This is a genomic window from Flavobacterium aquariorum, assembly GCF_003254745.1.
In the GTDB taxonomy this organism is placed as follows: Bacteria; Bacteroidota; Bacteroidia; order Flavobacteriales; family Flavobacteriaceae; genus Flavobacterium; species Flavobacterium aquariorum.
The window spans coordinates 208,596-230,145 of the sequence record NZ_QKXH01000005.1 but is presented as its reverse complement, the minus strand read 5'-3'; the positions used below and the strand labels follow the sequence as shown (position 1 = coordinate 230,145).

The 21,550-nt window shown below is 34.3% G+C and carries 18 protein-coding genes, 1 tRNA gene and 1 pseudogene; 6 read left to right on the top strand and 14 right to left on the bottom strand.

Translation table 11 applies throughout. The features are described from left to right. Window positions 1-176: 176 nt before the first annotated feature. From DOS84_RS09720 to DOS84_RS09695, 6 genes are all read left to right on the top strand, one after another. On the top strand, window positions 177-995 hold the full coding sequence (locus DOS84_RS09720; RefSeq protein WP_111409926.1) for a hypothetical protein: 819 nt from the start codon (window positions 177-179) through the stop codon (window positions 993-995). A 347-nt stretch (window positions 996-1,342) separates the two neighbouring features. Then, on the top strand, window positions 1,343-1,792 hold the full coding sequence (locus DOS84_RS09715; RefSeq protein ID WP_111409925.1) for a hypothetical protein: 450 nt from the start codon (window positions 1,343-1,345) through the stop codon (window positions 1,790-1,792). Window positions 1,793-1,859: 67 nt separating this feature from the next. Next, on the top strand, window positions 1,860-3,179 hold the full coding sequence (locus DOS84_RS09710; protein WP_111410015.1) for a DUF5458 family protein: 1,320 nt from the start codon (window positions 1,860-1,862) through the stop codon (window positions 3,177-3,179). A gap of 97 nt (window positions 3,180-3,276) precedes the next feature. Beyond that, window positions 3,277-3,810, top strand: coding sequence for a hypothetical protein (locus DOS84_RS09705; protein ID WP_111409924.1), 534 nt, complete (start codon window positions 3,277-3,279; stop codon window positions 3,808-3,810). A 58-nt stretch (window positions 3,811-3,868) separates the two neighbouring features. Then, window positions 3,869-4,582 (top strand): hypothetical protein, encoded by a 714-nt coding sequence (locus tag DOS84_RS09700; protein WP_111409923.1) that lies wholly within the window; start codon window positions 3,869-3,871, stop codon window positions 4,580-4,582. A gap of 3 nt (window positions 4,583-4,585) precedes the next feature. After that, the gene (locus DOS84_RS09695; RefSeq protein ID WP_111409922.1) at window positions 4,586-5,017 is read left to right on the top strand and encodes a GPW/gp25 family protein; all 432 of its coding nucleotides are present in this window, start codon (window positions 4,586-4,588) and stop codon (window positions 5,015-5,017) included. Window positions 5,018-5,050: 33 nt separating this feature from the next. On the opposite strand, the pseudogene DOS84_RS19305 reads toward DOS84_RS09695, so the two are convergent. The 14 genes and pseudogenes from DOS84_RS19305 to DOS84_RS09620 all read right to left on the bottom strand — a co-directional run bounded on the left by DOS84_RS19305 (window position 5,051) and on the right by DOS84_RS09620 (window position 21,530). Next, window positions 5,051-5,866, bottom strand: a pseudogene (locus DOS84_RS19305) (zinc-dependent peptidase). 86 nt (window positions 5,867-5,952) lie between these two features. Further along, a tRNA-Arg gene (locus DOS84_RS09680) sits at window positions 5,953-6,026 on the bottom strand. A gap of 73 nt (window positions 6,027-6,099) precedes the next feature. Continuing rightward, window positions 6,100-6,549 carry a GatB/YqeY domain-containing protein gene (locus DOS84_RS09675; protein WP_111409919.1) on the bottom strand — a complete coding sequence of 150 codons (450 nt, stop codon included), beginning with the start codon at window positions 6,547-6,549 and terminating at the stop codon, window positions 6,100-6,102. 345 nt (window positions 6,550-6,894) lie between these two features. Then, window positions 6,895-8,850, bottom strand: a complete 1,956-nt coding sequence (gene ftsZ / locus DOS84_RS09670) for a cell division protein FtsZ (RefSeq protein ID WP_111409918.1) — start codon at window positions 8,848-8,850, stop codon at window positions 6,895-6,897. Between the two features lie 94 nt (window positions 8,851-8,944). After that, window positions 8,945-10,336, bottom strand: a complete 1,392-nt coding sequence (gene ftsA / locus DOS84_RS09665; protein WP_111409917.1) for a cell division protein FtsA — start codon at window positions 10,334-10,336, stop codon at window positions 8,945-8,947. Between the two features lie 6 nt (window positions 10,337-10,342). Further along, complete coding sequence (locus tag DOS84_RS09660; protein ID WP_111409916.1) at window positions 10,343-11,065, bottom strand: cell division protein FtsQ/DivIB; 723 nt, start codon at window positions 11,063-11,065, stop codon at window positions 10,343-10,345. Beyond that, window positions 11,052-12,401: a UDP-N-acetylmuramate--L-alanine ligase gene (gene murC, locus DOS84_RS09655; protein WP_111409915.1), complete on the bottom strand. Its 1,350-nt coding sequence runs from the start codon at window positions 12,399-12,401 to the stop codon at window positions 11,052-11,054. Before murC ends, DOS84_RS09660 begins: the two co-directional genes overlap by 14 nt. Before the next feature lie 75 nt (window positions 12,402-12,476). Continuing rightward, entirely contained in the window at window positions 12,477-13,568 is a 1,092-nt protein-coding gene (murG, locus tag DOS84_RS09650; RefSeq protein WP_111409914.1) for an undecaprenyldiphospho-muramoylpentapeptide beta-N-acetylglucosaminyltransferase, read from the bottom strand. An 80-nt stretch (window positions 13,569-13,648) separates the two neighbouring features. Beyond that, complete coding sequence (locus DOS84_RS09645; protein ID WP_111409913.1) at window positions 13,649-14,968, bottom strand: FtsW/RodA/SpoVE family cell cycle protein; 1,320 nt, start codon at window positions 14,966-14,968, stop codon at window positions 13,649-13,651. Window positions 14,969-15,072: 104 nt separating this feature from the next. Then, on the bottom strand, window positions 15,073-16,404 hold the full coding sequence (murD, locus tag DOS84_RS09640) for a UDP-N-acetylmuramoyl-L-alanine--D-glutamate ligase (protein ID WP_111409912.1): 1,332 nt from the start codon (window positions 16,402-16,404) through the stop codon (window positions 15,073-15,075). A gap of 1 nt (window position 16,405) precedes the next feature. Next, window positions 16,406-17,635, bottom strand: a complete 1,230-nt coding sequence (gene mraY, locus DOS84_RS09635) for a phospho-N-acetylmuramoyl-pentapeptide-transferase (RefSeq protein ID WP_111409911.1) — start codon at window positions 17,633-17,635, stop codon at window positions 16,406-16,408. Window positions 17,636-17,728: 93 nt separating this feature from the next. After that, window positions 17,729-19,192, bottom strand: coding sequence for a UDP-N-acetylmuramoyl-L-alanyl-D-glutamate--2,6-diaminopimelate ligase (locus tag DOS84_RS09630; RefSeq protein ID WP_111409910.1), 1,464 nt, complete (start codon window positions 19,190-19,192; stop codon window positions 17,729-17,731). Beyond that, the gene (locus DOS84_RS09625; protein ID WP_111409909.1) at window positions 19,189-21,192 is read right to left on the bottom strand and encodes a penicillin-binding protein; all 2,004 of its coding nucleotides are present in this window, start codon (window positions 21,190-21,192) and stop codon (window positions 19,189-19,191) included. The genes DOS84_RS09630 and DOS84_RS09625 overlap by 4 nt, the downstream gene beginning before the upstream one ends. Next, window positions 21,183-21,530, bottom strand: a complete 348-nt coding sequence (locus tag DOS84_RS09620; protein ID WP_111409908.1) for an FtsL-like putative cell division protein — start codon at window positions 21,528-21,530, stop codon at window positions 21,183-21,185. Before DOS84_RS09620 ends, DOS84_RS09625 begins: the two co-directional genes overlap by 10 nt. Window positions 21,531-21,550 lie beyond the last annotated feature (20 nt).

Sequence of the window (21,550 nt, the reverse complement as noted above, 5' to 3'; positions counted from 1 at the left end):
TTGCAATCCGTGCCCACAAAGAACATAAACATAACTCCTCCTTTAAGGGTTCAAAACATAAAAAATTCATTGGAATATTAAAAAAACAGTTCACAAACATGAAAAAATTACTATTATTTACCATTTTAATTTTAGCAAACGCATCATATTGCCAATTTATTAATTACAAGTATAATATGCACATATTATACAAATTGGGTGAAGAAGGAGAGCTACATTCCATCCTTTACAACAACAAAGAATATGCTCCAATTATGAATAAGCAATTTACTGTTGATCAGAATTTTACAGACAATGACGATGTAAATTTTTTTTACTCCTTTAAGGACAAGACACATATAGTAAATGGCAAAATGTATAATCAGAAAGATGTTATTATAAGAGGTATTAGTTCTTCTGAAATAAATTTTCAAGCTACAAATCTTGAAAAGACAACAGATTTATATACTGTACACAACCTTAGCTGCAACGAATATAAAAAGGAAATTGAAGATACTAAATCATACATTGTACTCTACACAACCAACCTAAAAGACGGAGTAGATTACAACGAACAGATGAAAGAGATTGAAAAATTAGTAAGTGTAGAAATTCCGGTTCTAGAAAAAGGAGAAATTGTTATTAGCATTGGAATGAATATGTATGACGGAAACTATTGGGAAATGATAAAATATATCAAAAGCGAATCCATTAAAAAAGAAATGACATTATCTCAAAAAAACCTTAATGAATTGTATGAATTGATGATACTTGACATAGAAATACCGGAACCGAGTCAATTTCCTTCTCCTTCATACTGTACCGTTATAGGCTTTGATGAGAATACAGATGAACTAGTCAAAGAAAAAACAGAATATTTTTTAAATGACATGTGTAACTATTTTGAGGAGTTTGGTAAGTACAACAATGAATCATTTTGTCAGTTTTTTGATAATGAGATAGAAAGACAGTCAAAACATTTAGCAAAATACGAAATATTAGATACTAAAATATAGAAACGAATTACTCAAATATTCAAAAACAAACTTAAAGGAAAATCTTTTTTAACCCAATAGTGAGAATGCACAATTTTCGGCCACAAGGAGAATAAACACAACAGTCCTTAAAAGACTCCAAACAAAAAGAAACGTTTCTCTAAGAAACATTTAAAATAAAAGTCTAAGGCAAAATACCACAATTTGCAAAACCTTAGTGTCGAGCCAAAAGCTCGAGGGAGATACTCATGCCCAAAAAAAATCCAAAAACATAACATAAGGAAAAACACGCTATTGTATAGCAAAAAATATAAATCAATAAATCATTAAAAAAGTAAAAAACGAACATTCATTTAAAAACGAAAATTATGTTAACAAATTATGGAATCGGAGGGAATGAGGTAAAATTAGACGCTGATGAAGCAATCAGTGCAATCCCTCAAAACAGAACCCTTATCGCACAAAAACTTACTATTGACACACCTGTAAAACCAGAATTGGTTGAAGGTATTACAAGTATCGAAAAAGCTTTCGAACACTTTAAACCAGAAGTAAAAGTAAACTTCGAAAATGCTGAAGGAGCAACCAAAACTGAAGCGTTGAAATTCAAAAATCTTGGAGATTTTGGCGTAAAAGGAATTACTTCTCAAAGTACTTTCTTATCTGACTTAGAAACTGAGAAAGATCAGTACCAAAAAATTATTCGCCAGTTGAAAACGAATAAAATTTTGAAAGCGGCTCTGGAAGATGGTGATGCAAAAAAAGCATTATTAGAAAGCTTAGGTGGATTAATTAATGAATTAAAAGACAACAAATAGTTTAAGAGATATGAAAGAGAATACTACAAAAGGAGCATTTCAGGATAATGATGGGGATGTTGCAGTAATGGAACGTAAAGTTGCCGGATCAATAGAAAAAAGTGTTGAGAAATTAGCCAAATACGGAGGTTTCGATTTATTGGAAATGTCTATTGAAGGGACTCAAAACTTAAATCCTGATAGAAAAGCAAGAAGAAAAATTTTCTTGGGAGAAATCAGTAAAGCCAAAGAAAGAGAAACTTTGATGAAAACCCTTGAATTATGGGTTGCCGTTTTGAATAACAATGAAGCACTGACTGACATGGTTGCTCAATGCGAAGATAAAAGTAAAGAATCTGAAGCATTGCTTAAAAAGAATCTTGCAAAAGCGGTTGAAGAAACTAGAGAAATTGAAGCAGCTTATCGAACATTATCTTTGTTTTACAAAAACACTGAAACCGATAAAGTAAAAAACGTAACTATCGTAAATGCCGATATAGAGCAGCTGAAAGACCTTGACAACACTCGTTTTATCGATTCAATTCATTCTGAATTGGTGGATAACTACGATCGTTTGGATTTGAAAAATAACTACGGTATTGTTGTTATTCCTGGTTATTTAGGATCAAATAAAGTAGTTGAAAAATGGGCTAAAATAGCACACGAAAACAAAGTAATGCTTGTTACCGATTTTGAACACCTTGATGAACCGGATGATGTAATGGAAATGTTTGACGCTGCCAACTTAACAGGTGGTGATGTGTACCGTTCTAATGTCATTATGACCTGCAATTGGTTAGTAGGACGTGGCCGTTTTGAGCAAATTGGAGAAGGCGAAGATTTATTTATCGCTCCATCTGCAGCTCTTGCCGGTAAAATTTACAAAACATTAATGTCACAAGTTACTGCCGGTAAGAAATTTGGTGGTATCAACGAAGTGGACGGTGTTAAATTTGATCTTAAGAAAAGTGAAATTGCCAATCTAGAAAACATGGGATTGGTTCCTATGGTAAATGAGTATGGTAAAGTAATGGCGTTTTCGGCTAAAACATTGTTTAGCGGAGACAACTTAGGATTACAAACCTATTCAGTAGTTCGTGTATTTGACTATGTGACTAAAGTATTAATGGATTTCCTTAACCGTCGTGCTTTTGAGAATTTCACAGCAAAAACTCGTAAAGAAATCATGGGACAAATCGTAAGTTTCCTAGACGGAATTACTGGTCCAGACAAATTGATCGAGAATTTTGAAATTCGTCGTTTTGAGCAAGATCCTATCCAAAAAGATAGAATCTATGTAGACATTCACATGAAACCTTATTTCCCTGCAAAGAACTTCCTAATTAAAATGGATGGTCATAAAGGTGATGACGGAACAGAATGGGATACAGATTACGAACAAAAATAATCGTTTGAAATAATCCACAAAAAAGGGAACACAATTATTGTGTTTCCTTTTTTTAAAACCCATTTCATAGAAAATCAAATGCTATAATCAAAAACCAATGAAACTGTCCCATAAAATTTTACTTTTAATTGCAATGATTACTTTTTCTGGGGTATCTGCTCAAAAAAAGAAAAAGAGTCACCCCTTAGACGGTATCAATTGTCCTATAACCCAAAATGAGTTGTTACTCGACGGTAAACATTTTGCGAGTGTCCCTCCTATTTTTTTAAGAGTTTATAATGAGAGTTATGAATATGCAACACTGCAGCTTGGAAAAAGAAAAGGGAATATTTTTTTGTATTTCAAAATATTCACGGATAATACCTGTGTCAAACAAGAACAACCTTTGGAACTTTATTTTGAAAACGGCGAAATCTTAAGCTTAAAAAATAAGCTCAAAGTAAATTGCGAAGGAAATGTTGTCTTAGAATTGAGCGTCAGAGAAATTAAGATCATAAGAAGTCACATGATTAATAAGATTCGACTTTTTACTCTAAATAAAGATTATGAATTTAGTCCTACAGATGCTGACAACAAACTATTAAGAGAGTATTTAACCTGTTTTAAATATTATAAAGTCAAAAATGATTAATCCATTTTATTGTCCTTTATAACACCACAAACCCTATCAAAATTAAACACATAAAGATATGCCAATTCCTCAATTGAACCTTTCATTAGGGCTGACAGACAATGACGGATCTGTATTTTATGCCGGATCTGGAGAAGGAAAAGTGATTGTTCGAACAGATACTGCATTAACAAAGCATACGATTAGCATTACTATCTCTGAGCAAGAAGTAGGAACGATTAATCTAAGAACTCATTTATCGGGTTCGGATACTCCTTCAGAAATTGAGATCCCTACTTACCAAATGATTCTCACTGATGATAAAACCAATGAAAAAGCAATCTATAAAGTGACTAGAGATACTTTCTTTTTCAAAGAACAAACCACTAAAAAAAGCATTTGGAGTTTTCTAGGTTTAAAATTTTTAGCGCCTAAGAATTTCTTATTCGAAAACATTCCGTTCGAGCCTCTAAAGGAAGAAATAGAAACTTTTGATATTTCAAAATACAGAAAACTCAATTCAGAAGAGCTCACTTATACTTTTGAGAAAGACAACCAAACTATTCAACTTTTTGCAGGTGACATTAATACGCTTCAAATACAAAAAGGAATTAGTTACTTTATCATTGTTGATGAAAACAGTGGCAAAAAACTGATTGGAGACCTACTCTACCGAGAGAAATTTTTGAAGCTTACACCAAAAGTAAAATTGCATATCGTAAAGAGAAAAAAAGTCTCCAAAGCCATACAAACCGACTTAAAAGGAAAAACAGACAAACTCATTTATCTATAGTATATGAAAGGAGCATTTTATAAATTACCTATTGATTTTGGAAGCATTGTCCAAAAAAAGGAACTCGAAAAAACGTCTTTAGAACATTCTATTGCCCAACAAATTATACTCTTGGCTACCACTACTTTTGGCGAATGTAAATTTGATGAAACTTATGGTTCTAAAATTTGGGAAATCGATTTTGATCTTCTGATGAACGAAAACACTTTGAAAGAAATCATTTCAAAAACGATGAAACAATCGTTGAACCAACACGAAGAAAGAATTAAAGTAATTGATATAAAGATTGAGCTGTCCGAAACAAAATTCTTGGTAAAAGATGTCAATCGCGCAAAAAAAAGAGTCGACATCATCATTGAAGCTACTGTTAAAAGCACTAATAGACCTTTTGATTTTAGAGGTTATTTTTTTGTGGGACCACTATCTTATAAGTAAATTACAAACTCTTCTTTGAAAAACTAAAAACAGTTAAGCCTTTTGATTCAACATCAAACCTACTTTCTGATACAAATCTGGAAAACGCGTTTTAAACTCTAAAGGCGTTTCAAAATAGTTTTCTAAAATCACAGCCAGAAATTCAAACTGGTTGGTAAATGCATAAACTCTGAAATAATTGGATTGCATTAATTGCTCCCTGAAGGCAGTCTCACTCACTTCTTCATTAATAACGGCATACATTCTCGAAAACAATACACCGCTGCTGTCACTACTTTGTGATCCCTGATAATGCAAAACATGGGCAAATTCATGGATTCCCAGATTTAAATTATCCGAAGAGATATCAAATCCCTATTGAAAATCTTCCCAAGAGAAAACAACTGTTTTTGTGTTCGGATTAAATTCTCCCTTATGATATTCCTTCGAAATCCTAGAAAAGTAGATTGACGGATAAATGATTATTGTATCAAAAACATCGCAAAGATATTCTCGCATACCAAAAGACAACATAGTAAATGTAGCGGCAACATGAACTTTTATATCTTCGGTAATTACAAAATTTTCACGACTGACAAATTTGTATCTATCCAAAAAACAAGCTATTCTATGCTCAAAATACACTTTCTTTTTGTCCGACAAACGAACATAAAACGGGAATTGATTATTTAAAAAATGAAGTGCATTAGGGCTGATTTTCTTTGGAAAAGGACAAAAATGAACAAAAAGAGGTCTTCCGAATACCAAACCAAAATAGTATTCCACAAACCAAAAAAAAGCTACCAGAAGAGCCACTACTACAAAAAAAGTAAGACTAAAAGTAAAAACTACTAGTACAATGTAATCCATAAAAAGATTTGGCAGCTTTGGTTAGGTTTAAATATAAATAAAAAAAGCAAAATCATAAAATTTATTTACGCTTTTGCTTTTTTATGTGACCGCGGAGGGGTTCGAACCCCCAACCCTCAGAGCCGAAATCTGATATTCTATCCAGTTGAACTACGCGGTCAGTTGATTTTAGATTATTGATTAACGAATTTAGATTTAAGATTTTAAAAACGTTAATCAACCGCCCATTTTTTTTAAGTCAATAATTTCTTTACGATAGTAGAAATAGTTTTTCCTTCGGCAGTTCCTCCCAATTGAGCAGCTGCCAATCCCATTACTTTACCCATCGAAGCAATTCCAGATGCGCCTGTTTCTGCAATAATTTTTGCAACGACAGCTTCCACTTCTGCTTCGCTTAATTGAGCTGGCAAGAATTTTTCGATTACTGCGATTTGCGCCAATTCTGGTTCTGCCAAGTCCATACGGTTTTGCTCTGTAAATATCCTGGCACTTTCCTTACGGGTTTTAACTAATCTTTGAAGCAATTTAATCTCGTCATCGGCTGATATTTCTTCTTTTGAACCAGATGCAGTCTGTGCCAATAAAAGCTCTGATTTTATAGCTCTTAAAGCTTCTAATGCTACAGTATCTTTGGCTCTCATGGCGGTTTTGATTTCGTCCATGATCTGAATTGATAAACTCATAGTATGTTTTAGATTTTAGATTGTTGAATTTAGATTTAAGATTCAAACTGCAAATTGAAGTCTGCAAACTGAATACTTTAAAAACTGCCCCAGATGGAAATGAAAAGCCTTTTTGAGAGAAACTATATTTTTTCTTGAACCAGAAAAGCGACTGAAAGAAGCTCTTTCTTGTTCTTAGAAAAAAATAGTAACGACAAAAAGCTAGTAATGTACAGCTGGATAAGGCCCGACAAATTTAGAAAATTTAACTCGCATTAACAACTTCTTGTTTTATGCTTTATACTCAAAAAAATAACCCGAAAATTGAATGAAATTTTCGGGCTAAATCAAAATGGTTTGAGTTAGTTAATCTACATTGTCATGTAAATAGGAGTTGTTGGAACGCAACTGCAAGTCATTATTACTATCAGTTCCAACTGATATTCTTGAAGTAGAATTATTAGTTTGCGAACTGTTTAGATCAATACCAAATCTTTTGTAGGCTGGTTCTCTTTCTAGTTCATCCACTCTTGACACATTATCATGGAACTTATAATTGAAGTCTTTAAGTTTTTTTCTTCTTTCTTCCGCTCTGAATCTTAGTGTTTCTTCGATCGTCATCTCAACGGGAGAATTGTTTCCCAGAACAGGTGTCTCAGCTATTGGCTCAGAAACTTGTTTCATAGTAATGTTTAATTCTGCCGGTATTACTTCCTCAATTTTGGCAGCAGGCTTGCTTTCTACCAAGTCATTCTCTGTTTCCATGTATTCTTCAAGCGAGTATTTTATAATACCGTTATCAGACAATTCGGTTACAGGAACAAACTGGACAGGTTCTACTACTTTAATATCTCTTGTTTCATTTGTCAATTCAAACAAAAAACTATTTGACTCAACTTTTGCCTGAACAGGTTCTGGTTTGCTTAATGGCAAATCAAATGAAAAAGCAGTTTGCTCTTGTTTTTCTTCAAAACGTATTGGTTCTGACCTTACTTCCCTTACTTGCTCAACAACAGGATTAGTAACAATAAAATCGATCTCTTTCATAGGAGAAACAATTTCGAATGTTACATCCAAATTTTTGATAAATTCGGTCATACCGATTAATTCATCTTCATTGATTGAAGCAATTATTGGGGACTCAATCACAGGATTTGGCAGGGCAACATCTTCGATTAAATCAAAAACGATTCTTTCCCCTGTATTTGAAACCGGGCCTTCACTGTTTAAATTAAAACCTGCAACAGTATTTTTTGTTAAATCAAAAACACTTTTTTGTTCTTCACCTAGGGTATGGATTATTTTTTTGGGCTCAACATTTACAATTTCGTTTTGCTGTTCCACATTGAAACCTGTAGCGATAATGGTTACTGCAATTGCATCACCAAGACTTTCGTCTTCCCCAACCCCCATAATAATGTTGGCATTAGAACCTGCTTCATATTGAATATGCTCATTGATTTCGGCAATTTCATCAATAGTAATTTCATTGGTTCCAGAAACGATAAGCAACAATACGTTTTTGGCTCCTGTGATTTTATTATCGTTTAAAAGTGGAGAATCTAAAGCAGCAACAATCCCTTCCTTAGCTCTGTTTTCGCCAGATGAAACAGAAGATCCCATAATAGCTGTTCCGCTGTTATACAACACTGTTTTAGCATCTCGTAAATCGATATTTTGAGTATAGTGATGCGTTATTACTTCGGCAATTCCTCTTGAGGCAGTTGCCAAAACTTCATCCGCTTTTGAAAATCCAGCTTTGAAACCTAGATTTCCGTATACTTCTCTTAATTTATTATTATTGATAACGATTAAAGAATCGACTTGCTTGCGCAATTTTTCGATACCTATAAGCGCCTGTTCTTGACGTACTTTACCTTCAAACAAGAATGGCAAAGTCACGATTCCTACCGTAAGTATGTCTCTTTCTTTGGCTAGTTGAGCGATAACTGGCGCAGCTCCTGTTCCAGTTCCACCACCCATTCCAGCAGTGATGAATACCATTTTGGTATTGATATCCAACATTTTTTCAATGTCGGCGATGCTTTCTATAGCAGATTGGTGTCCAATATCTGGATTTGCTCCAGCGCCTAATCCCTCAGTCAAATTCATACCCAACTGAATTTTATTAGGCACGGCACTATTGTCCAATGCTTGAGAATCGGTATTACAGACGATAAAATCAACGCCTTTAATCCCTTGTTTAAACATGTGGTTTATAGCGTTGCTACCGCCACCACCTACTCCAATTACTTTGATTACATTTGATTGATTTTTTGGTAAATCAAATGAAATACTTCCAAATTCTGTGTTGCTTGGCATCATATGGGGTTTTAAATTTTTTATTAACTTTATCTTTAACTACTCTAGGCTTGGGGCAAAAAGGAGGTATGATAACTTTTTTATTCCTTAATTATTATTCTGCGTTGTCCAAAAAATCTTTAATCTTGTCCACATATTTATCAAAAAACGACCTTCTAATTTTATTTTCTGTAGATTCTTCCTTTATCGGTTCCACTTGAAGTACTCTTTCAGGCTGTACATAAGCCTCTTCTTTAATTTCTACTTTCTCCTCCACAATAGGCTCCCTAAAATAAGTTACTTTTTCAGGAGTAACGGCAGCTTGCATTTTCACCGCACTTTGTGTTTTGTTTTCAATACTGTTCATCACCAATCCAACTGCTGTTGCATATAGCGGACTTGAAATTTCTTCATCTGAGTTTCCGGCTAAATGCTCGTTTGGATAACCAATTCTAGTATCCATTCCGGTAATGTATTCTACCAATTGCTTGATATGTTTCAATTGTGCACCACCACCTGTAAGAACGATTCCTGCAATCAATTTTTTACGAGGATCTTCATGTCCATAAGCTCTTACTTCGGTAAAAACTTGTTCAATGATTTCAACAACTCTGGCATTAATTATTTTCGAAAGATTCTTTAATGAAATCTCTTTTGGCTCTCTTCCTCTCAATCCCGGAATAGAAACAATCTCATTGTCCTTATTTTCGCCTGGCCAAGCAGAACCAAATTTCACCTTCAACAATTCGGCTTGTTTTTCAATAATAGAACAACCTTCTTTAATATCATCTGTAATTACATTTCCTCCAAAAGGAATTACTGCGGTATGACGAATAATTCCGTCTTTGAAAATAGCTAAGTCTGTTGTTCCTCCACCAATATCGATAAGGGCAACTCCAGCTTCTTTTTCTTCCTGACTCAAAACCGCATCAGATGAAGCTAGTGGTTCCAACGTCAATCCTGACAATTCGATACCTGAACTTTGAATACATCTACCAACGTTTCTTATAGAAGAAGCCTGTCCTACTACCACATGAAAACTGCTTTCCAGCCTTCCTCCATACATTCCGATCGGTTCCTTAACATCGGATTGACCGTCAATTTTAAATTCTTGTGGCAATACATGAATAATCTCTTCTCCCGGCAACATGGCCAATTTATGAACCTGATTAATCAATAAATCAATATCACTCCCTCCAATAACTTCCTCAGGATTGCTTCTGCTGATGTAATCGCTATGCTGAATACTTCTAATATGCTGACCTGCTATACCTACTACGACATCTTTTATTTTATACCCTGAGTTATTTTCCGCCTCAAGTATTGCTTGCTGAATAGATTGAATAGTTTGCGTAATATTATTCACAACTCCTCTTGCCACACCCAAACTTTTAGATTTACCTACACCTAAAATTTCAAGCTTACCATATTCATTCTTTTTGCCTATCATGGCAACAATTTTCGTCGTCCCAATATCTAGACCTACTGCAATGTTCTCTTTTTCCATTTTCTATTATTTTGTGCAAACTACTTGTTCCGTAAATCTGAGATCTATTTTTTTATACTTATCCAAAGAACCATCCAAACTTACTTTTTGAAAAAAAGCTTTATAGTTTTGGAATTTACGTTCTACATTTATCAAACTACCAAAATCAATTTGATAATTATAATTTCTATTGAGCATTAATAAGCTACCATTAGGCATAATTTGTATACCAATGATGTTTTTTCTCAAAAACGCATCATCATAAATTATCTTAAATAATTTAAATAAATCTTTGTTGTTTTTCTTGTTTATCTCCCCAGAAACAAGTGGAACTCGAGCTGTAAAATTCGCTGACAAAGGCATGGTATCACCCTCACTGTCAATATAGAAGGAACCCTCATCATTAAAGACTCTAGCTATAGGCGTCTTTTGTTTCACAACTGCTTTTAGAACACCATCGATACTCACATACACATCTGCCTTCTCGATCATTTCTTGAGCATTTAATACTTGCTCCAATCTATTCAAATCTAGCCTATCTTTTCTTATGGTTTTAGCATCCGAATTATTTTCTATCAACAATTTATTAACCGTTTCATTTTTTAAATAAAGAGAGTTTTCGCCTACAAAAACAACTTCTGATTTAATCAATTTTCTTTTGGAATTTCGTTTGGATGTAAACGAAAAAAGAAAAATAACCAAAACAAACATCAATAATAACCTTACATTATTCCAATTAAAGACTTTCATATAATGCTTTTTTAATTGAAGGAACCATTTCTCCCAAATCTCCTGCACCAATTGTTACTATAACACTCGCATCATTAGCCAAAATTGAAGGAATCAAATCCTCCTTACTAACAATCTTTTTATGCTCATTTGTCATTTTATCCATTAACCATTGTGAATTAATACCTTCCATCGGTAATTCACGGGCTGGATAAATTTCCATCAAAAAGACTTCATCAAAAGCAGACAAACTTTTAGCAAAATTATCTGCGAAGTCTCTTGTTCTGCTGAATAAATGAGGCTGAAAAACAGCTAACACTTTTTGCCCCGGATACAATTCCCGAACTGCTTGATGCACTGCATTTATTTCTGTAGGGTGATGTGCATAATCATCAATATATACTAAATTATCTTCTTTAATTTGATACGAAAAACGTCTTCTGATTCCCTTAAAAGAAACCAAAGCTCTGGCAATAACATCGGTTGGGGTGCCGTATGTTATTGCCATCGCTAATGCCATTAAAGCATTCATTAAATTATGCTTGCCTGGCAATCCGAAACGCAAATCTTTCAACATTCCGCTTGGGGCTTTAACATCGAAAACATAAGTACTTTTTTCTATTCTTACGTTGAAAGCTTCAAAAACTGCTTCCTCATTAACCGCACAAATCACCCCTTCGATAGGCAATTCATTGGTTATGAAAAGCTTGCTTTTATCTTCAACTTTATTCGCAAATTCTACAAACGATTCTTCAATTGCTTCACTTGTACCATAAATATCCAAATGATCGGCATCCATAGAGGTAATACAAGCAATATTTGGGTGCAAGTGCAAGAAGGAACGATCAAACTCATCCGCTTCAACAACAGTTACCGTTTTACCACTTCCAATTAAATTAGAATCATAATTTTCTACAATTCCACCTATAAAGGCTGTCACATCAGCTCCACTTTCATATAGAATATGCCCTAAAATACTTGAGGTTGTAGTCTTTCCATGAGTTCCTGCCACCGCAAAACAAAAAGTATCTTTGGTAATAATACCCAAAACTTCGGCTCTCTTTTTTACGTGATACTCTCTTTCCAAGAAATAATTCCACTCCGAATGATTAACCGGTACCGCCGGAGTAATTATAACCAGCGTATTTTCAATATAATAATCGGTTGGAATTAGACTAATATTATCTTCAAAATGAATATCAATTCCATTTTCAATCAATTCACTGGTAAGAATAGAAGGTGTTTTATCATATCCCGAAACTTGCTTTCCAATCGTTTTGAAATAACGAGCCAGAGCACTCATTCCGATGCCTCCAATCCCTATGAAATAGACGTTTTTTATTTGATTTAAATCCATTTTGCTTTTTATTTTAATTTATCCAGATTGCCCATTTCCATCTTCACACCCGACATACTAATCGATTCATTAACTTTATTTTTTAATCAACTTAACAATTGCGTCAACAATTTGCTCAGTCGCTCGTGGCTTAGCCAATAGTTTAATATTTTCACTTAATTGGTCTTGCTTTCCCTGGTCTTTTATCAATGATTCGAATACTAAGCTAAAGTCCTCATCCAACTGTGATTCTTTAAGCAAAATAGCTCCTTTCTTTTTCACTATTGCTTCGGCATTTTTTGTTTGGTGATCCTCGGCAACATTAGGTGATGGGATAAAAATCACTGGTTTCCCAACAATGCACAACTCTGAAACAGAAGAAGCTCCGGCTCTCGAAATAACCACATCTGCAGCGGCATAAACCAAATCCATTCTTTCGATAAAAGCTACAACCTGAACATTGTGCCTGTTATATTTTTTATAATCCTCCAAATAAAATTTCCCACACTGCCATATCACCTGCACATTTAAAGAAAGTATAGTACTCAATTCCTTTTCGATCAATTGATTGATTCTTCTGGCACCAAGACTTCCTCCGAGAACCAAAAGTGTTTTCTTAGAGGAATCCAAATTGAAATAGTCGATGGCTTCTTTTCTTTTATCCTGAATATCCAATAAATCTTGACGAACAGGATTCCCTGTTAAAATTATTTTATCTTCTGGAAAAAAACGCTCCAGATGATCATACGCGACACAAATGCTATTCGCTTTTTTACTCAAAAGTTTGTTGGTAATTCCAGGATAAGAGTTTTGCTCTTGGATGACGGTTGGGATATTCATGCTATTGGCCATTTTCAATAATGGTCCGCTGGCAAATCCTCCTGTCCCAATAACAACATCTGGCTGGAATTTTTTTAGAATTTTTCTGGATTCCCATAAACTATTCAATAATTTAAATGGGAACATTGCATTTTGAATTGTTAGTTTTCTTTGTAGACCAGCAATCCAAAGACCTTTTATTTTGTAACCCGCTTGAGGCACTTTTTGCATTTCCATTTTGTCTTTGGCACCAACGAACAAAATTTCAGCATCGGGAAAACGTGACTCCAATTCATTTGCGATTGCAATTGCAGGATAAATATGTCCTCCTGTCCCACCTCCACTCAAGATAAATCTATGTTTTGCCATTTTGAAAAAATTTCTAAGTTGCTTCTTCTACTACTAAATTGTAACGAACTGTATTATTTTATAATATCTAATAACCTCAATTATTTTAACACCGCATTCATTGGGTTTGTTGAATTATCCGTAATAGAATAATCGCTTGTGTCAAAATTGTCATTTACATTTTTAAAATCTGCTTCCTCAAGATCTGCTTCCAATTCTCTATCTATAAGTTTTTGAAGTATTTCTTCTCTTTTTTCTTTTTCTAATTTTTCCTGTGCAATTTCTTCTTCTTTCTTGGTCACGCTCAAAATAATTCCCAGTCCAAAACAAGTCATCCAAATCGAACTACCTCCACTACTTATCAAAGGCAATGTTTGTCCTGTAACAGGCAATAATTCCACGGCAACCGCCATATTAATCATGGCTTGAAAAATCATTGGAAACCCTAAACCTATTACCACCAATTTTCCAAAGAGTGTATTGGCTTTATGGGAAGCAACAACAAATCGAAATAATAAAAGAAGATACAATATTAAAACTCCCAAACCTCCTATAAGTCCGTATTCTTCAACAATAATTGCATAAATAAAATCCGAAGAGGATTGCGGCAAGAAATTTTTCTGAACACTTTTCCCTGGTCCCAAACCATATATTTGTCCCGAGGCAATAGCAATTTTAGCTTTCTCTATTTGATAATCATCCTCATCAGCTTTATTACTTGTAAAATTTTCAATACGACTTTGCCATGTCCCTACCCTACTGAAAAATTTAGATTCAGGAAAAGCTTTCGACATTAAAAAAAACAAAATCAAAATAACCACACCAGAACCTATAATGAAAAAGATATATTTTAAAGGGTATCTACCAATAAAAGCAAGCATAACTACCATTGCAAAAATCAAAGCCGTAGTAGAGAAATTGGCTGGAAGAATAAACATCAAGGTTATAAAAACCGGAGTCCATAGCTCCCATAAAGAGGACTTAAAAGTAATAGGTGTCTCTCTAGTTTTAGACAAATATCGAGCGACGAAAATAAACAACATAATTGCCGCCAACGTTGAAGTTTGAAATGACAATCCTATAAAAGGAATTTGAATCCATCGACTCGCATTGGCACCTGCAATAACAGTTCCTTTAACCAAAGTATAGGCCAATAAAAGCCAAACTATAGGTAATCCCGCTTTGGAAATGGCTCTAAAATAATGGTAAGGAATCTTATGAACCCAATAAATAATTAAAAACCCAATACAAATATGGGCAAAATGTTTTACCAAATAACCTAAAGTATTCCCAGTACCATGACCTAAATAAGCCAAATTACTACTAGCACTAAAAACTGGCATAAAGGAAAATAGTGCCAGTAAGGCCACGAATGACCAAATGCCTTTATCTCCTTTTAGCTTGTTAATTAGTTCTTTCATTACTTATTAAGTTTAGAAAGTTTAGAAGGCTTATGAGTTTATTGAAATAAATTTAGAATTACTTTTATCTAAACTTTCTAAACTCCTACCCTTTTAAACTTATTTTATAAATTCTTTACCGCTTGTTTGAATTGTCTTCCTCTATCTTCATAGCTTTCAAACAAATCAAAACTGGCACAAGCCGGTGACAACAAAACGGTATCTCCTTTTTCAGATAAACGCTGAGCCATACGAACTGCTTCATTCATACTCGTTACTTCAACCATTATATCAACCACATTTCCAAAGGCATCGATAATTTTTTTATTATCAACTCCCAAACAAACAATTGCTTTTACTTTTTCACGAACTAAAGACATTAATTCATGATAATCATTTCCTTTGTCAACACCTCCCACAATCCAAACAGTAGGTGTAGTCATACTGTCCAGAGCAAAAAACACTGAGTTTACATTGGTTGCTTTTGAATCATTGATGTATTGAACGTTTTGAATTTTCAATACTTTTTCCAAACGATGTTCAACACCTTGAAAATTAGACAAACTTTCACGAATCGTTTCTTTTCTTATTTGCAAAATTTTTGCAACAGAAGTGGCTGCCATAGCATTCTTTAAATTATGTTTTCCTTCTAATGCAATGTATTCTGTGTCCATTGTAAACTCTTCGTGGTTGATCTTTACTTCCATTTTGTTGTTTTTTATATAAGCTCCTTCAGTAAATTCGTCGGTTAACGAAAAAGGAATTAATTTGGCTTTAACTTTATTTTTACTCAACCATTCTAAAATGGCTTCATCATTTGCATCGTAAATGAGGAAATCTTCCTCTGTTTGATTCATCGTGATACGAAACTTAGACTCTATGTAATTTTGATATTTGTAATCATATCTATCTAAATGATCAGGGCTAATATTCGTTATTATAGCAATGTCTGGTCTGTAATCCACAATTCCATCCAACTGAAAACTGCTCAACTCAATTACATAAAAATCATAATTATTATCTGCGACCTGCCATGCAAAACTTTTACCTACATTTCCGGCTAATCCAACATTCAGTCCTGCCGTTTTCAATAAATGATAAGTAAGCATTGTGGTAGTTGTTTTCCCGTTGCTACCTGTTATTCCGACCGTAAGAGCTTTTGTAAAAGGAGCGGCAAATTCAATCTCGGATATTACTGCGATACCTTTACTTTTTAATTGCTTCACAATTGGTGATTTATCTGGAATGCCAGGGCTTTTCATAACCAAATCGGCATTCAAAACTAAATCTTCAGTATGCTTTCCTTCTTCCCAAGCGATGCCGTTTATAATTAACACCTCTTTATAACTGTCTTTTATCTTTCCGAAATCGGACACAAAAACATCATAACCTTTTTTCTTACCAAGAATAGCAGTACCAACACCGCTTTCTCCTCCCCCTAAAATCACTAGCCTCATATTATCTCAGTTTCAGTGTAACAATTGACAAAATGGCCAGCATGATAGCTACTACCCAAAACCGCGTCACTATCTTACTTTCGTGGTACCCTTTCTTTTGATAGTGATGATGCAGCGGCGACATTAGAAAAATCCTTCGCCCTTCACCAAAGCGTTTTTTTGTATATTTAAAATAACTTACCTGCAAAACAACAGAGAAGTTTTCGACCAGGAAGATCCCGCACAATAGAGGAATTAGCATTTCTTTTCGAACGGCAATTGCCAATACCGCTATAATTCCACCGATTGTTAAACTTCCTGTATCTCCCATAAAAACGGAAGCGGGATAAGAGTTGTACCAAAGAAAACCGATCAAAGCACCGAGAAACGAAGCAATAAAAACGGTCATCTCACCTGAATTTGGTATATACATTATATTCAGATAGTTTGAGAAAATAATATTCCCCGAAACAAATGTGAAAATCGCTAGTGCAAAAACTGAAACCGCAGAAGTTCCTGCAGCCAGACCGTCAATACCATCAGTTAAATTGGCTCCGTTTGAAACTGCAGTAATAATAAAAATAACGATTGGAATAAATACCAGCCAAGCCCATTTCTCATAACCTTCACCTGTCCAAGCTAAAAGCTCCGCATAATCAAATTCGTTATTTTTAAAAAAAGGAATTGTAGTTGCAGTTGATTTTTCCTCCAATGAGGCTGGTTTAACAACGGTTTCTGTGGTTTGTTTAAAAATATCGACCCTTCCTGTATCCGTTCTAACGGTAACAGCAGGACTGAAATATAAAACGGACCCTACAATTACTCCAAGTCCAACTTGACCAAACACTTTAAAAATACCTTTAAGCCCTTGTTTATCTTTCTTAAAAATCTTTATATAATCATCAATAAAACCAATGGTTCCCATCCATAAAGTGGTAACTATCAACAAAACAATATAAATGTTATGCAATTTTGCAAAAAGTATCACAGGAACTAAAGTTGCAAATATGATAATTATACCCCCCATTGTTGGTGTACCAGCTTTTTCATTTTGACCAGCCAATCCTAATTCACGAACTGTTTCTCCCACTTGCTGTCTACTTAAAAAACCAATTATGCGTTTCCCATAAATGGTAGACAATAACAATGATAACATCAATGCTAAGGATGATCTAAAGGTGATGTATTGAAAAACCCCTGTACCAGGTACATCCATTACTTTGTCTAAATATTGGAATAAGTAGTATAGCATATCTCTTTGTTTATTTAGTTAATCGTTAATTTGTGTAATCGTTTGGCATTTTACTATTCGGTTAAACGAATAAACAAATAACCGATTAAACCATTATTTACCTAATTGGTTTAAAATTTCTCTTACATTTTTCATGTCATCAAAATCATGACGTATCCCTTTGATTTCCTGATAGGTTTCGTGACCTTTACCAGCAATCAATATAATATCATTTGGCTGAGCCAATTGACAAGCTGTTTTAATCGCCTGCAATCTATCTGTAATCGACAAAACTTTTTTGAAATTTTGAGCTTGAATCCCTTTTTCCATTTCTTGAATAATGGCTTCCGGCTCTTCGTTTCTAGGATTATCAGAAGTCAAAATTACTTTATCACTCAATTCTGTGGCGATATTGGCCATAACAGGACGTTTTGCAGTATCTCTGTTACCTCCACAACCCACAACTGTTATTAATTGTTCATTATTGGTTCGAACATCATTAATGGTATTCAAAACATTTTCGAGTGCATCTGGCGTATGAGCATAATCTACTATAGCCGTTATATTCGTATTGGAAACAATATATTGGAATCTTCCAGAAACACTTTCCAATTCGGACATTAATCGAAGTACTTCCAAACTGTCTAGTCCTAATTCTACAGCCGTACCATAAATTGCCAACAGATTGTAAGCATTAAAAGTTCCAATTAATTTCACCCAAACTTCATTGCCATTTATTTTCAAAAGCAATCCGGACAATTGATTTTCCAGGATTTGTGCTTTATAATCGGCATATGTTTTTAAAGCATACGTAAGTTTTTTAGCTGACGTGTTTTGAAGCATTACTTGCCCATTTTTATCGTCAATATTGGTAAGGGCAAAAGCATCACTTGGCAAGTGGTCGAAAAAAGACTTCTTTACATCTCTATATTCTGCAAACGTAGGATGATAATCTAAATGGTCATGTGATAAATTGGTAAATATTCCTCCTCTAAAATACAGAGCTTCAGTACGCTTTTGGTGAATACCATGCGAGCTTACCTCCATAAAACAATATTCAACGCCAGCATCAACCATTTCTTTCAAAAAATGATTTATAGTTATCGAATCTGGAGTTGTATGAGTTGCTTTATATTCTATATCATCAACTAAAATCTTCACAGTCGAAAGCAAACCTACTTTGAAACCAGCCTTCTTAAACATTTGATACAACAATGAAGCAATAGTTGTTTTTCCATTTGTTCCCGTAATACCAACCAATCTTAGTTTTTGGGATGGATTTCCAAAATAATTGGCAGCCATAAAAGCCAAAGCTGCATTAGTATCTTTCACGCATACATAAGTCACACCATTACTTAAGTTAGCTGGAAGAGTATCACAAACAACCACCGAAGCTCCAAACTCAATTGCTTTTTCAATAAAATCATGTCCATCCGAAATAGTTCCTCGAATTGCAATAAAAGCATCATTTTTTTCGACTTTTCTGGAATCGAAATTCAATTGATTTATAGCAATATCTGTAGAACCCGTTACAGATTCTATCGCCACTTTATATAATATATCTTTTAGTATACTCATGATAATTCCAATAGAATTGACGAATTTTTTACAATACTCTGCCCTGCTTGAATGGATTGTTTTTTCACTTTCCCAACTCCGACAGCTTTAACCTTTAAACCCAAATTCTCCAATAACGCAACTGCATCCATTCCTGACATTCCCTTTACATTTGGAACAGAATTTTGCTTTTTTTGCATTTTAACAAAATAAGTATTGTAACTGCTCTCTTGTTTTGGATTAGGATTATCTAATTTCTTAATCACATTAGTAGAAGGCGTATCAGTAAATATTTTTTGGGCAATTCTCTTAAAAACAGGCCCTGCAACATCGGCTCCATAATAATTATTTCCAGAAGTATTAGGTTTATGAACTACCACAATACAAGAATACTTAGGATTATCAGCAGGAAAATAGCCAACAAATGAAGATGCATAATACTTATCCATTCCCCCATTTTGAGCATAATTCACAGCTGCAGTCCCAGTTTTACCAGCCATAGAAAAATCTTTAGAATACAACTTGGATCCTGTTCCTTTTTTTACCACATTGGCCAAAACTGCCTTAACTTTTTGTAACGTTTCAGGAGAACAAATTCTAGGGTTCATTACTTCGGTATCGTATTTTTTTATGGTTTTATTCCACGCCTTGATTTCAGAAACCAATTGTGGCTTCACCATCACTCCATTATTGGCTACAGCATTATAAAACGTTAGTGTTTGCAATGGCGTAACCGAAACTCCATACCCGAAAGCCATCCATGGAAGTGAAATATTAGACCAATTTTTATCGCTTGGTTGCGGAATGAAAGGTTTTCCTTCACCTTGAAAAGCCAATCCTAATTTCTTATTTAAACCATAAAAATTAATATGGTTCACAAACTTCGTAGGATTGTTTTTGTAATTATTATAAACGGCTTGAACCATTACCGTATTTGAAGAAACTTCAAATCCTCTAGCCAACGATATTTTACCATAACCACCTTCATGTGAATCTCTTACTTTTCGACCTGAGTAAACAACAACGCCACCGTGACTATCGTAAACAGTACTTGTATCAGCCACTTTATCTTCTAGTATCGCCATCAAATCCACCAATTTAAAAGTCGATCCTGGCTCATGAGATTCGGCATAAGCATAATTAGTTGTTTCGTAATAACTGCCATCGGTTGCTCTTCCTAGATTTGAAATCGCTTTAATATGACCTGTCTTTGTTTCCATAACTACAACACACCCGTGATCTGCTTCGTATTCTTCTAATTGTTTAAGTAGCGCATGATGTGCAATATCCTGAATGTAAACATCTATTGTTGATATAACATCATATCCGTCTTGAGGTTCCACTTCGTTTACATCACGAATGGGTTTCCATTGCCCTTTAGCTATTTTTTGCTTTAATATTTTACCGTCTTTCCCATTAAGGTATTTACTATATGCCCACTCAATCCCTTTTCCGTCTGAATATCCTTCAGCCATCTTTCTTTCATAACCAATAGTGCGTTCAGCAATATGGCCAATTGGATGTTCCCTAATTGTTTTTTGTTCGATTATAATTCCACCTTTATACGCTCCCAAATTAAACAATGGGAAACCTTTGATTTTCATATACTCGGTAAAACTTAAACCTTGGGCCACTAAGAAATATCTGTTTTTATGCGCTCTGGCTCTCCTCAGTTCATTTTGAATTGTAGTGCTGGATTTTTTAAGTAACATTCCCAATGAATCCGATAACAATTTTACATTTTTCTCAAAAGTTTCTGTTTTTGGTGCTACAGCATCAAAACGAATTGCATAATTTGGAATTGAAGTTGCCAAAAGACTTCCATCAGCTGAATAGATATTCCCTTTATTGGCAGGAATAACAAAATTCCTGACTGTTCTTTCTTTAGCCAATTCCCTGTAATGATCTCCATCAACCCATTGGATATTAGTTAACTTAACAGCAATAGCAATTGCCATCAAAAAGATGAAAACGGCAACCAAGTAGGTTCTATAGGATATGTATTTATCTTCTACTGCCATATTCTTTCTAAGAAATTTTTCTCTTTAGGTTCTTCAACTTCTATTTTAACTGGAGGAACAGTGGATGGGAAAATTTGTTTTTTTTCCATCTTAGCCGAAACCGTGGATTCCATTTTGAGTTTCATCAACTCAGAACGTCTATCTACAAATTCAGAACGCAATTCTTTTACTTTATTGGTCAATTCAACAATCTTAAATACTTTTTGTTCGTAACGCTGTGTATTGGCAATCATTATTATAGCAAGTAAAATCACAAAGACAATAAAGCGCCAATTTTTGACTGCGTTATCATCTATAAGAAACTGTGCTTTTAATATGTTATAAATTCCACCTTTCATTAGTAAATTATGAATTATGA

What these genes read in the sequence shown, in the direction of transcription:
- DOS84_RS09720 (WP_111409926.1), top strand. Translation starts at nt 177, where the DNA reads ATGCACATATTATACAAATTGGGTGAAGAAGGAGAGCTACATTCCATC.
- DOS84_RS09715 (WP_111409925.1), top strand. Translation starts at nt 1,343, where the DNA reads ATGTTAACAAATTATGGAATCGGAGGGAATGAGGTAAAATTAGACGCT.
- DOS84_RS09710 (WP_111410015.1), top strand. Translation starts at nt 1,860, where the DNA reads ATGGAACGTAAAGTTGCCGGATCAATAGAAAAAAGTGTTGAGAAATTA.
- DOS84_RS09705 (WP_111409924.1), top strand. Translation starts at nt 3,277, where the DNA reads ATGAAACTGTCCCATAAAATTTTACTTTTAATTGCAATGATTACTTTT.
- DOS84_RS09700 (WP_111409923.1), top strand. Translation starts at nt 3,869, where the DNA reads ATGCCAATTCCTCAATTGAACCTTTCATTAGGGCTGACAGACAATGAC.
- DOS84_RS09695 (WP_111409922.1), top strand. Translation starts at nt 4,586, where the DNA reads ATGAAAGGAGCATTTTATAAATTACCTATTGATTTTGGAAGCATTGTC.
- DOS84_RS09675 (WP_111409919.1), bottom strand. Translation starts at nt 6,549, where the DNA reads ATGAGTTTATCAATTCAGATCATGGACGAAATCAAAACCGCCATGAGA.
- ftsZ (WP_111409918.1), bottom strand. Translation starts at nt 8,850, where the DNA reads ATGCCAAGCAACACAGAATTTGGAAGTATTTCATTTGATTTACCAAAA.
- ftsA (WP_111409917.1), bottom strand. Translation starts at nt 10,336, where the DNA reads ATGGAAAAAGAGAACATTGCAGTAGGTCTAGATATTGGGACGACGAAA.
- DOS84_RS09660 (WP_111409916.1), bottom strand. Translation starts at nt 11,065, where the DNA reads ATGAAAGTCTTTAATTGGAATAATGTAAGGTTATTATTGATGTTTGTT.
- murC (WP_111409915.1), bottom strand. Translation starts at nt 12,401, where the DNA reads ATGGATTTAAATCAAATAAAAAACGTCTATTTCATAGGGATTGGAGGC.
- murG (WP_111409914.1), bottom strand. Translation starts at nt 13,568, where the DNA reads ATGGCAAAACATAGATTTATCTTGAGTGGAGGTGGGACAGGAGGACAT.
- DOS84_RS09645 (WP_111409913.1), bottom strand. Translation starts at nt 14,968, where the DNA reads ATGAAAGAACTAATTAACAAGCTAAAAGGAGATAAAGGCATTTGGTCA.
- murD (WP_111409912.1), bottom strand. Translation starts at nt 16,404, where the DNA reads ATGAGGCTAGTGATTTTAGGGGGAGGAGAAAGCGGTGTTGGTACTGCT.
- mraY (WP_111409911.1), bottom strand. Translation starts at nt 17,635, where the DNA reads ATGCTATACTACTTATTCCAATATTTAGACAAAGTAATGGATGTACCT.
- DOS84_RS09630 (WP_111409910.1), bottom strand. Translation starts at nt 19,192, where the DNA reads ATGAGTATACTAAAAGATATATTATATAAAGTGGCGATAGAATCTGTA.
- DOS84_RS09625 (WP_111409909.1), bottom strand. Translation starts at nt 21,192, where the DNA reads ATGGCAGTAGAAGATAAATACATATCCTATAGAACCTACTTGGTTGCC.
- DOS84_RS09620 (WP_111409908.1), bottom strand. Translation starts at nt 21,530, where the DNA reads ATGAAAGGTGGAATTTATAACATATTAAAAGCACAGTTTCTTATAGAT.